Here is a 12,942-nt window from a genome sequence, read left to right on the forward strand (position 1 = left end):
CCTGGTTGAATAGAATAGATTATTGGGACTTTCCACGCATGTCGATATCCCAAATATCGACAACGACATTATTTTCTGTGATATAAAACTTATCATATAAGTTTATTGTCGGATCACAATGGGGAACAATAAGCTCTAAAAAATCACCATTTTGTAGAAAATGGTCCCCTCCTTCACAAGAAAATACCTTGCCATGCTCATCCCCAAACCCACCCCAGTCATAAACCAGTCGTGGATGACTAATAATCTGTGGTTTATGATGAGGATCGACATAAATCGATTTCGTTCCAGCATCAACAGTGGCGTGCTCTTTACGATTACTACTTATCACACTCGTTAAAAGAGTCATGGAGTTTTTAAATAGGGAAAATCTTGAGGGGTGAGTTTTTGAACCAATTGCACCATACTCAACATCCATGACAGCATATGAACCAGGCTGGATTTCCGTTACTTCACTCGCTTCGACATCAATATCAAAAGTACCAGTGCCAGTACCAGTCAATATCTCACAAGGAAGATTAGCATCTCTAAAACTCCGAACAATCTTGCTGGCCATTTCCATAATGCGTAAAGAGAAGGCTCTTCTTTCTTCGTAATTTTGAATGTGTTGCAAATGACCGGCATAACATTGGATTCCTTTTAGCTTAAGCCAATCCATCCCATTGACAAAATGACCGTATTCCACTGCTGCCTCGGGATGAATGCCTGTTCGGCCAATACCAGAATCTATATCAAGCAAGACATGGACTGGCTGGTTTAGCGATTTTCCGAGCTCATTAAGCATGCGCATATTATCCTTATTATCCACAACCAGTATTAAATTAGGAGCTGATTTAAGACAATTGCATAATCTTGAGTACTTGGCCTCGGATACAATCGGTGATGTAATCAAAACATTTGTAATCCGATTAGATATCAAGACTTCAGCCTCTGATAGCTTGGCGGCAGAAATCCCTATTGACCCATATTCAATCTGTAAACGTGCGATTTGAGAACATTTATGAGTTTTACAATGTGGCCTTATTCCTACGCCCCATTTGAAGCCATGTTGCTGCATCACTTTTAGATTGTATTTCAGCTTTTCATAATCAATCACAAGACATGGGGTATCCAATTCTATCTTATGAAGCCCAATGTATTTTTCTTTCATGAGATGATTCACCACAATGACCAATAAATGCGTTTTATGACATAAATTACTTGGGTTTGCCATAATTAAGCTTTTATTAAACTATTTTTTAAAAACCTAAGCATCATAATTCTCAAAGACCAATATAAAACTGCAAAACTAACTTCTATTGGCCGAATCCTAGGATCCTATAGTTTATGCGTTATTTGTTTTTTACATCAATCATCATTTTTTCCTGATTCAAATCATTCTATTTTGTGAGTAATGAATAATTTTTGGCATTTGTCATAAGATATTGCCCTCACCCAAAAGAAATATTATCACCTCGATAACTCAAGACAGCTTAGCAAATCAATGCCCCTAAAAAATTAAATACAGAAATGTCGCTTATGCGACATATCACCTCATTTTTCGATAACCGCAAAAGGTTAATATTTAACCATAAAGATTAAATTTTATTCTTTAAAGTTAGCTTTTAATGAGGTGTGCCATGAAAACCAAACTAAACAAATCAATCCTTTTTCAACAAGGAAATGCTGGTGAGCTTTTTCAATCTTTTATTCAAAAAGTTGATAAAAATGCTCAGCCTAATCAACTTGAAGAAATTATCGCTGTTGCAAAACCTCAAGTCATAGCCCCTATAATAAAAAATAAATACACCAAACAATTTGAAATTATTGTATCCACTTTACTGACCAATAAATCCAACGTTGTCTTTACAGAAAATAATGGTAAATATTTTGTTAGTGTAAATGGGAAAGATTTCAATCTGGATGAAATTCTGACTAACATGCAACACTCTCAAATAAATCTGTCTACTGAACAACTAAATCAGTATGTTAATTACGTTGATAAAGAAGCAACAATTAAAGTTACAATTCCAGATGCTGCAAAAAAACCAATAACTTTGAGTTGTCAAGAATTGAAAAGTAAAGCAACCAAATTGCAACATCTTCATGAAGGTGAAATTGCTGGATTAAATATATATACCCAACAGTATTATCAATTTATGAATGGTTTATTAAGAGGCCAACATCCTTACAAAGGAAGCGATGCAAACTTTCAGGAAAATATGCGCCAAGTCATACTTCATTGTGCAGCAGCGCTCTCAGGCATTAGTAAAGGACAAAATAAAAAACTTCCATTGACATTCCGATACGACGGAAACACCCTTCCTAAGGATATTATTGAAAAAAGAATTAAATGTGCCCAGTCAAAAGGTATAGAACTAGAAGTTTATGAAGACACCGCCTTTGTTAGTAGCGCATTTGAAAAACCTGTATCCACTTTTAGTGGACCCATTCGCACCGTATTTTATGGCATGCAAGGATTGGATATAGGAGAAATCTCTCGTTATCCTAGTGAGCGTGAATTTTTAATCGCTCCTGGTAAAGTCAAATACCTGCACCACCGTGAGGAAAATGGGAAACACTATTTCCTGGCGTGTCCAGTCACTCCTCCTGCAAGCATAAAACAACTATTAAATTTGCCAAGCGGCGGTACTTATAAACAAGCTGAAAATATAGCAATCGAAGCAGAGAAGGATATGGTAAAAAAATTCGCACAATTTGCTCTCGATGTTACAAATCAATATCTTGAGGGTAAAGCTGAAAAAGATAAAAGCAAATGGTCAATTTTAGCAAATATTGATAATACCTACGGAAAAGGCTCTTATAAAATTCAATTTGCAGAAGAAATAAAAACATCATTGAGGGGATTGCTGAATAATTTACAAAATGGGTATGTTGAACATAAAGCAGCTCACAACAGAATTATTGAAATACTTCATCAGGCAATTGAAAAAGCTAAAAATATAGATAATATCTCTTTAGCTTACGCAAAAGGTCAAGACAGTTCTGGAGTGCTTTCTAAAACCTTACAAAATATCTGCTCTCAGGTTGAGAATGAAGTGAAGGGATTAGAAACGTTCAAAAGTTCAATCACTGAGTATTTTGCAGATCATCAAAACTTTTTTGAAAACCCCAGGAATATTGAAGTCATTAATAAGTTGCATCAAGATCATCTATCAAAACCCTACCATCAATCAGAAAAAGATAAAGACCCAAACTTGAGCGATTGGACTTTAAATTGCGGTAACAATAAAATTCTTCATAGACCAAATCATGGACTTTCTCACACTTTAAGAGGTGCTGCTATAGTTCCAGAAGTATTTTATTCCTACGCAACGCATTCCACCGATAAGAAGACCAGAGAAATGGTTCGAAACTTAAGCAAGGATGACATCAAACGGATGCAAGTCGCCATGTTATTTTCTGTGGTCGGCAGAAAAAGCGAACTGGGTTTTGCTGATAATCCAGGGGTATATGGAGGATATAGAAAAGCCAGCGCAGACCTTTTTGAACAGTATGCAAAGACACATTATAAAGACTTATTTACCTCATCAGAGCAAATTGCCTACTGGAAACGCTTGGTACTTGATTATGGAAACCCTGGTTTTCATCCCGATGCGAACAAACCTGAACAAGCAATCATAGCAAAAATAATGAGACAATGTCATTGTCTGGATTTATTAAGATGCTATTCTAAAGAGGAATTTGCGAAGAAGGTAACCAAACCGCTTCAAGATGACTTAGGGGTTGATGCTGCTAATGATCTGGTAAACTACTCCAAAACCCTTCTTGAAAATACAGGAGATCGATTAATGGGTACGAAGAACTACAATTTGCAAGAACATTGGCTCAACAACACTGATGTATCACATTGTATCAATACACTGAACTCAGCTTCACAACACGCACCACACCAACAATATGTTGTTAAGCATGAGGAAGAGGAATCCTTAGATTCTGATATGTGGGTTACACTATAACCTGGCTCAAATAGAGAGAATTACTGGTTTTGAGTAAAATTTAAATTAGCTCGGAGCCAGAAATTCTCTCACTTTATTCGATATCTTTGTTTATACCTTGAATCTGAAAAAATAAAAACCAATCATTACATAACCCAAAATGATCAATTTTTGTTCTATAATTTAACTAGATATATGTGCGGATTAAAACACCATAATGAATGCCAAATCTAACATGAAAGCATATACAAGCTTTATGTATAATTGTTATCATGATATTTTCGAAAATACGCCTATTGATTTCTGGGGATACTTATATTTTGATTTTCAAGGGCGTTACTTACAACTCATTTCAGAAAAATCCATTATTGACGAAATTCTTAATAAAGAATTATTCATTGAACAGAATCTTTGCAAAAAAAATTATCAGCATGATAATTTTTATGTTTGCAATGTAGATAGTGATCATGTCATAGCACCTGGTATAAAGAACTGCTTATTAGATCGTGACTTCACGTATTTTGTTGATATCATTCATCAGGACTCCAATCGAGTTGAAATGGTTACCTTCGCCTCGTCACAACAACCAAACAGCACAAATAATTTTATATTTAATAATCTTGATTACCTTAATATGATTGCTGAAAACTTGTCTTCCAGGGTCAAGAGATTGCATACAAAAGATAATTTTTTAACCTTACCCAGAGAATGTATAATCCAGATGAATGAATTAATTAGCTCAGAAAATACAAATAAACGAGATAATCTTAAAGAAATTATTCTGAGATCCTCACAGCAAAAAATGGCTGAACTCATCAAAGACAATGTATTTGATTATAATCAACTTCCTTTTAGTTTTTTAGCTGCCAAAGATCTTACTCATCGGGAAAAGGAAATGATCTATTTATACTTTAATGATTTTAATTTATCAAAGATTGCTTCAATTTTTGAAATTTCCAAACGCACAGTTGAGAGGCACTTTGAGAGTATTAAAAAGAAACTTAGCTGCGAGAATATAGGCCAAATAATACCTGCTTTAATTAAATATGATTGTTCTTTAAAAAAAGGCATCAAGACATAATCATACCACCTGACAACCAAAACAATTACATCCAGTAAGTCATCTGTTGATTCAAGCTCAAGGCAAACTATGTTTTTATTATAGGAGCTTAGATAAACAAAATGATTAAATTAAAAATATTCCTTAGCGAAAAGATTGGGATAGATCTGGTCAGTCCTGCAGGTAGTAACGAGGTCCAACTTCAAAAGTTAGACCTGTTATTACACTATAAAAATTTGTCAAAATTATTACTGAGGAGCCGATTTTTTCGTTTCATCCTCTCTCGGAGTTGGGGATGGTTCTGTCGAAGTACTATGAGAAAAAAGACTGAACATGCCACGAACAAGATCACTTATTGTAGTTGTAGTTTCAACTTTTGCTTTGGAACGACTCGCGACATTTTCCAAGGTATCCAACTTACTGCTTTTATCCAGAGCTAAAACAGGGCCATTAAATACAATACCATTTTCTCTGGCATAATCCCCCCAGTCACTCATACCTTTACGGTCTTTAGTAAATGATTCTGGAGGCATATATCGACCCCATTTTTTATCATAGACACCAGTTGCGCCTGTAACTTGCCCCATGGTATCCGTGCTAGCAGCCTTGACACCATCATCTGTTTGACGAGCACCGCCCCAATAATCATTTCCGGGCCAGGAAAAATGATCCCAGGCAACAATTGAAACGAGTAGGTGCGTGTCAGGATTACTGCCTAAGGGGTAGGCAAGCTGCCCTGTTGTACCACGAACCATACCAGAAGGACTCACACGAAAAGACATATGACCAATCTTCTTTTCAGCCGGTTCATCTCCCAGATAAGGGTCATAATGAATAATATCAATGAAAGGTAAGGAATCCTTATGCTTCTCAAAAATATGGATTAATGCATTTCTGACATAAGGTTTAATCACATCATAATAAGCGCCGGAAAAACACCCTGTTCCTATACCGGGAATAGTAATCGCCGCTTTCTTTTCATTTTGCCGCGCCAACTCATTAAAATGGATCAGTTGAGGCAATAAACGTCGCTCGTATAAAGCATTTAATTTGTCTTGATTTAGTTTGCCGCTATCAAGCACTTCATTCATATCTGAAGTCGGTCCGCTGCCCGAAGCCAAGAGGGCACCCGGCACATACGCCAAATAACCGGAAATTGGCTCTTGGTGATTCTTGAAAGAGGAGCCATGCCCACCATCATTGTACATAGTGACTGGCATATTGACGCTAATATCTCCAAGAATACTTTCTTCTTCCAGTGTCCAATCAGCCCCATCATGATAAACCTGACTTTCAGCAAAAACCTGTGGTTTTTTAGACTGGATTAATAGTTGAGTAAATGTAGTGATATCCATTTCAGAAATACTTTTTTCTTGTTTACTTAATTCTTCAAGAAAAAACTTACCAGGCTTAGCAAGCCCTTTTTCGAGATTCTGTTTGTATTGTAAAATTTTATTCAGGGTTTCTTTACTGAGCAATAATTGATAGGCCATTATATTCTCACTTAATCCAAAAATTGTATTAATGTTTCTTACCACGAAGTCCTTACAATAAGCATGCTTACTGGAAATCTTCCCCTACAGATGTGTTGATTGCACTTAAACAATCGCAACTCTATTTCCTCAACAAAAGGAATTTAATTGATCAATATGCGTATAATAATAACACATAATGACTGCTATTCCAATCAGTAAAAACTTAATACCCCGTTTTCAAAACTGGAATGTGGCTTGATAAATATATATCTGCCTAGTTTTATTGCAAATACTTTTTTGGTCATTTAAAGAATTTTTAATTAGATGCATAACCCAAACCATTAGCCTTCTTGTCTACGCTGATTATTTTAGGGCAAGGCACAAACATTTCGAGGAGTGTAGTTTAATACAAGCACCTCAGAAACATGTGCTGGTGGGTTATGTAAGAGATCTATTGTAAACGAGTGCTTTTGTCATCTAGTCTTTGAACTTCATCCAATTGCTCAGAATCTAATGTCTCTTTTGCTTCGCTGTCTTGTTTTTTACTGGGTTTGTCAGTATTGACAGCTGATTTGCGAACATCTGCTGTCTCATCAGATGATGAAGTACTTTTATGACCAGGCTGTGTTACCTTTTTTAAAGAGAGGCTGTTTTTATGTAAATAATCTATTTGCTCAAATCTGTCTTTTAACTCAGTGACTAAGGTTGTGACCTGACTAGATGATTTTGGATAATCTTCTTTCAAAAAACGAAAGGTAATCAAGTATAAAAGATAATTTCCCAGGTTCTTCAGCATGGAGCCAAGACCACGATTACTTTTTTGCTCTTCAGATTCAACTTCATGAATCAGTTGATTAGACTCACTTTTAAACGCGTCATAGCTTTTTTTGCCTGAAGACCAATCCTGAAATACTTCGTTTAATTTATGAAGTGTCTCTCGGTGGCGACCTGTATTTTCAACATTCTGGTTGAGTTTATTTAACACAGATTCAAAATTCTTTACTTCCTCTTGAAGTTTTTCTTTATTCTTAAATCGATCTAGTAGTTCATGATGCATTGCTGATCGGATTGTCATACCAAAAACATAATCCTGAGCTTTACGAAATTCTGCGTGCGTTTCATCCAGTACACCATAATTTAACTTGATGTTTGCTTCATCAAAAATGGATTGAAGAAACGGCTCTGTCAAAACATCCACAACCTCACTGTAGCTGTGATAACCTTCCTTAATATAACTGGAAATCCATAAGTTAATAATCTGGTTTACTTTTTTTTCAATGTCTTTGTCCGTTTTATGCTTTTCAATATAGTCCTTTAACACCACCATGAGTGAGTAGGTTGTACCAGAGAGCGAGGCAACAAAAGGAGTAGTAGGCTTGGTTTTTGAATACCCACCCACCACTTTCTCATTAATGGCTATTTTGGGCACATCTCTGACAGGCACCAGGTTATCGGTAAAATTAGGTGAGTTAGGTTTCATAATCCCTGGATTCGCAGATGGAGTATTCCCCAATTCTTCCCTGGATCTGTCCTTTTTGGGGTATCTCTCTGATTGCGCTTTTAAAGGTAATTCAACATTATCATTCAGCATGACAAAAGATAAAATAAATTGCTTTGCTTCATCCAAAGTTTTGATTTCGGTCTCATGAGTTACTGCATACTCAGGTTTCACCGCATTATAACTATCTCTCAATTCGTTAAATACGGAAAGATCACTCTCTTGTTTAATGACTGATTCAAGGTGATCTGCATACAAGGTTTCATAAAGCCTTCTGCTTTCATTGTCTTTAGGATTGCTTTTTAATTTAGGCGCGACATCTACAAGGAGCTGGACAACCTTTTGGCTTAATAAGGATTCATTTTTTCTACAAAAATCCAATATTTTTTCAATTGCCTCCTTGTAATTCTGCTTAAAATAAAGTCTTTCTATGTCTTCAAAAAAACCAGAAAATTCTTTCTTTTTACCAAGTGATTTTTCAAGATACTTAACCGAGAGCAATATAAAATCGGACTCATCTAATTTTGGAGAGTCTAATGATAATGAAATACTGAGTTCTATTTTTTGATATGACATGGGATATCTGCTAAATTGACCAATTTTTAAATCACATAGTACAAAATATAACAAAGTGTTTAATAAAAGTAAATAAGATATCTAAAAAGTGCAAACAATACACTTTGGTTAATTTTCTAAATGAGCATAGGAACTAATGGTAAATAACCACATAATTAGTTCAAACATTACACACCTACTATACTTCATATACATAAAAACAGAAGTTGAGAAGCAAGCATGTTCCCACGTATTTGTTGCTATAACCAATATCCGGGGTTGTATCAAGATTTTGATGCGATGCGGGAAGACTTGCAGCGAATTGAAAAGATGGGCTTTAAGCAAGTTTGGGTCAACCCATTTTATACACCTTGTCAATATAATCCTATCCCTAACATGGCTAATCGTATTCATAGCCCTTATGCCATGCAGGACGAATCAATTTATACTCGCTATGCCAAGAATGAAAAAAGTGTTCAGCAATACACTGCAAGAGCAAATGAGCTTGGTTTAATGACCATATTTGATTTGGTAGCAAGACACGTGGCAGTAGATCATCGTTTTGTGAATGGCGATAAATTTTTCCTTGAAAAATACAATATCGATACAAAAAAATGGTTTAAACGTCACCCAAATGGAAATTTGGTGATGCATAACATGGACGAAAATTACAATCCGTTGACCAATAATCCCTGGTGTGATGTGGCAACGTTTAACTATGATGATCCTGTCATTTGCGAACAAATCATCGAATATTATTGGAAACCATTTATCGAGCATAATATTGAGCATCTTGGCTTTCAGGGAATACGTATTGATGCGCCAGCCATGGTAAATAACAAAGTATTGTCTCGACTAACAGAAATTGCAAAGGAGGCTTGCCAACGCAAATTTCAACGTGCTCCACTTATTATCGCAGAAACGATAGGCAGGGGTTATATGGAAGAAAATCTTGCTTTGAAAGGTATTGTAACCCACACGATGAATAGTGTGTTCTGGATGCCTGGCCCCGAAGGTGGATATGGCTATTCATTTGACTTGTGGCAACAAGATGACAATTGGTTTACTCAAAATAAAGGATTATTACAGCAGGTTGGCCCTACAATTGGTTTTCCTGGTTCTCATGATGAACCACGCTATACTCAGCAACTGGTGGAAAAAGGTATCCAGAATGATGAATTACTTGCAAAACGCATGCGCGAAAAATTGGCTGTCAGCGCATTTTGTTCTGATGGCGGCTGGATTTTACAATACGGCGATGAATATGGTGCTACCAAACCAGTAAATGTTTTTGATCCAACCCCTGTTGAATATCATCAAAAACATAATCTGAGACGATTTGATTTGTCAGACTACATCTGTGAAATTAATAAAACTCTGGCTCAGTTACCCAATCCTCATTTCCCTGAATGGACTCAACGGGTCTTTCTCCCGAACCATCCTGATTTGGTGACCTTTATTGTTCACCAAGGTTGGGGTTATACAGCTGCCTCATTCGTAGTTGTGACAAACACTGATCCATCCCAGCAAGCCCTCCTAACAGAAAAAGATCTTGGCGAGATAATGCTGGCAAATGGACGAAATAATGCCATGGAAAAACAGGTGAAACCTCAAGTGCTTTATTTATGTGGTGAGGTTCGTGCATCACCTGAATTGAAAAAAGAGACCCAAGTTGTTACATCCAGGTCAGCCAAAAGTGAAAAATCTCCCCTTTTTTTTCAAAGCCATCAAGAAGAAAATAAAAAGGGCGAGAAACAACCATCAGGAAACACATTGCCTCAATTTAAATAATAGCTACCATCTCTAAAAATTTATTTCAATAACAGCTTGTAAAACCATTGTTGCTGAGTGTTACTATTTTGCTTCCTCACCAATTAGGGCATGACTTTGATAAGAAAGCAAAATCAATCTGACGATTTTGTTTTTCCCATATTTCAGGAAAAAACAGAACCCTTACATTGCAGCAATCTTACAGGAATTTTCACTACTTGATTCTTTTTGCTTAATGATTTTATCCATTTCCTGCACAAAGAGGATAACATCATCAAGAATGAAATTGCGTTTATGAGACTTCGAAAACTCTATATATCTCTGAGCAATGTCTTTGCACTTCTCAGGTGTATATCTTTCATCACCTTCAAGTCCTTTTTGGTACATTTGGGTAAGTGCTCTCGCTACTCTTGGACCAGACTGCTTGTTTTTTCGAACATACGGGTTTAGTTCTGTAGGGTATGGTTTTGGGGTTACCTCCTCAGAGACCTTAAGCAGAGTATGTTTCGAGAATTGACTTAATACGCCCTTTTGAGGTTGGTCAGAATTAACCTTCTCCTCAGATGATTTGGTCAAGGACAAATCTTCTTTTTTCTGAGATATTACCGGGCTATACAATCCAAATTTAGCTAACCCTGTACTGATTTTATTTTCAACCATAAGGGCTGGAATACATTCGAGAAAATTGGAAAAAAGAGTACCAAGAGACATCCTCAAGGCCGGTTCCGATGCTAATTTAGGCGTTGCTTTGCCCAGAAGCTGAAAAAATGACTCCATTTCTTTTTGTTTTGTAACGACAGTTGGACTGACTTTAATTACCTCTACCTGCTTCATCAAATCATCAAGCCAATTACTTATCAATGAATATTTTTCTACCCCAAGTTCTTTACTGCCATACTCTGACCGCATTTTATCCAATAGTTCGAGTAATTTTTCTTCTTTGTCGGTTAGTTTTGATGTAAATATCGCATCAGGAATGATGGAAGTCCAATGAGTATTGCCTTCATTATTTAATATCATTTCGGGACTTCCCGCGTCATAGGACGGACTTGCGCCATTTCTATGAACATGCAAAATAATTTCATGATCATAGACCGGATCAATCTTTCCCTCATGGTTACGCACCATGCGTTCACCTTGTATGGCACGATGTAATACCATCAGTGTTTCTTCACTGCCCCATACATATTCTCTTCGGAGATGATCTTTGTATTCATCAAGATGTTTTTCATTATCAGATAATAAAAAATCTATCGTTTCTTTTCTTAGAATATTATCTAAAATAGTCGCCTGATGAACCTGGATCTCTTTTTCAGTTAAGCTTTGCTCTTTGAGTTCCTGTTTTTTATTTTCCCATTGACGATTGAATTCCTCTATGACAGAAGGTGTTCTTGTTAAAATATACTCTTGGAGAGCATCTAACAAACCACTGACCTTGTATATCTCAGCCTCAGTATAATCAGGATTCGAGAAATCATTGTCTATTAACAGCGTCAACTCGGATTCATTGATTTGTAGGGCGCGTTTAAAACCAAATTCCACAGCATAATGAAGGGATGAAAATATAGGCGTATCATGAGGCGACGATTTGAATTCAATTTTGGTATGTTCTGCTGCCAAATCTCTGGTTGCTCTGCCAAGAATTGGTTCTATAATTGTTTTGATTTCCTCGCGGGTAAATGCCCTATCCGGGTCTTTGGATAATAGTTTTCGTAAACTGGCTCTACCTTCTTCCTTTAATCCTAATTTATTAAAAATATCTTCAGTAATCCTGACATTATTTTTTGCCCGCAAATAATACATTAATGAAATACTGTAAGCATAATACAAGCAATTGCCTTTACCACTATTATCCACATTAAACATATTGACTCCTTTTTGTAAATTTAAAATCCTTACCACGTTAATAGTCTTTTATTGCTTTCCCTCCTTGGCTTGATTTTATTATTTGACAGATTCATGAATTTTTTTCTGGTAATGGACTGATACTCAGTGATACAAGTGAGTAAATCGATAATTTGTTGATTTGATACGAAAAGAATTCTTTTAAGGATGAATCCCGAGTCATTCATTTGAACCCGGCGACCAGGGATATTAGCTTGCTGCAGGGTATTACTATTTATGATTAAATCCCAACATATTGACACAACATTAATCCCTTAGTTTTTATTTGATATAAAATGCAATGTATACGATCAAAATGATTCGTGCAATACTTTCGTCTCATTTTCCAATCAGTAAGTGCGATTAATACCAAGGTAATTTTGATATAGAAATCATTGGGTTAATTCACTGGAAAAAATTGACTATACAATTAACTGTAGCTAACAGTATTGACAGGATTACCATAGTCCTGTATACATAATATACAAATTAATTTTTTGTGATTATTCATGTTCTACTCTACTACAACAAATCAGTTAAATAAAAAAGCAAGTCTTGTACAAGCCTTTGCTTGCTTTTTTTATTTTAGCTTTTTCAGCCCTGAGCTGGGTGGTAGGTAGGCAATACTAACACTCCAACCCCCAGCTGAGTCTGGGGGTTTTTGATACCCAAGATCCCCAGACTAATAAGGGGGTTGGATAAAATCAAAAAAGGAGTGTGAGCGATGAACCATCCATCTCAAATTCATCATCCGTCCGCGGC

General features: G+C 36.1%; 7 protein-coding genes. 3 read left to right on the plus strand and 4 right to left on the minus strand.

Annotation, left to right across the window (positions count from 1 at the left end):
- Positions 1-19: 19 nt before the first annotated feature.
- Complete coding sequence (locus tag EL201_RS12860; RefSeq protein WP_027222632.1) at positions 20-1,150, minus strand: DSD1 family PLP-dependent enzyme; 1,131 nt, start codon at positions 1,148-1,150, stop codon at positions 20-22.
- Positions 1,151-1,619: 469 nt separating this feature from the next.
- Between EL201_RS12860 and EL201_RS12865 the strand changes: the two genes are divergently transcribed.
- Together EL201_RS12865 and EL201_RS12870 are read left to right on the plus strand one after the other, a co-directional pair.
- Positions 1,620-3,959 carry a SidE phosphodiesterase domain-containing protein gene (locus EL201_RS12865; RefSeq protein WP_027222633.1) on the plus strand — a complete coding sequence of 780 codons (2,340 nt, stop codon included), beginning with the start codon at positions 1,620-1,622 and terminating at the stop codon, positions 3,957-3,959.
- Positions 3,960-4,194: 235 nt separating this feature from the next.
- On the plus strand, positions 4,195-5,019 hold the full coding sequence (locus EL201_RS12870) for a helix-turn-helix transcriptional regulator (RefSeq protein ID WP_231955073.1): 825 nt from the start codon (positions 4,195-4,197) through the stop codon (positions 5,017-5,019).
- Between the two features lie 227 nt (positions 5,020-5,246).
- Here the strand turns inward: EL201_RS12870 and mavL are convergent, their stop codons facing one another.
- A complete protein-coding gene (mavL, locus tag EL201_RS12875) occupies positions 5,247-6,491 on the minus strand; it encodes a Dot/Icm T4SS effector MavL (RefSeq protein WP_027222635.1) in 1,245 nt (414 codons plus the stop codon).
- A 433-nt stretch (positions 6,492-6,924) separates the two neighbouring features.
- Complete coding sequence (locus EL201_RS12880) at positions 6,925-8,601, minus strand: type IV secretion protein Dot (protein WP_080273137.1); 1,677 nt, start codon at positions 8,599-8,601, stop codon at positions 6,925-6,927.
- A 165-nt stretch (positions 8,602-8,766) separates the two neighbouring features.
- Here EL201_RS12880 and EL201_RS12885 point away from each other — a divergent pair, with 165 nt between their 5' ends.
- The gene (locus EL201_RS12885; RefSeq protein WP_027222637.1) at positions 8,767-10,317 is read left to right on the plus strand and encodes an alpha-amylase family glycosyl hydrolase; all 1,551 of its coding nucleotides are present in this window, start codon (positions 8,767-8,769) and stop codon (positions 10,315-10,317) included.
- Positions 10,318-10,479: 162 nt separating this feature from the next.
- Here the strand turns inward: EL201_RS12885 and EL201_RS12890 are convergent, their stop codons facing one another.
- The gene (locus EL201_RS12890) at positions 10,480-12,198 is read right to left on the minus strand and encodes a hypothetical protein (RefSeq protein WP_080273138.1); all 1,719 of its coding nucleotides are present in this window, start codon (positions 12,196-12,198) and stop codon (positions 10,480-10,482) included.
- Positions 12,199-12,942 lie beyond the last annotated feature (744 nt).

Source organism: Legionella pneumophila subsp. pascullei (assembly GCF_900637585.1).
Lineage (GTDB): Bacteria > Pseudomonadota > Gammaproteobacteria > Legionellales > Legionellaceae > Legionella > Legionella pascullei.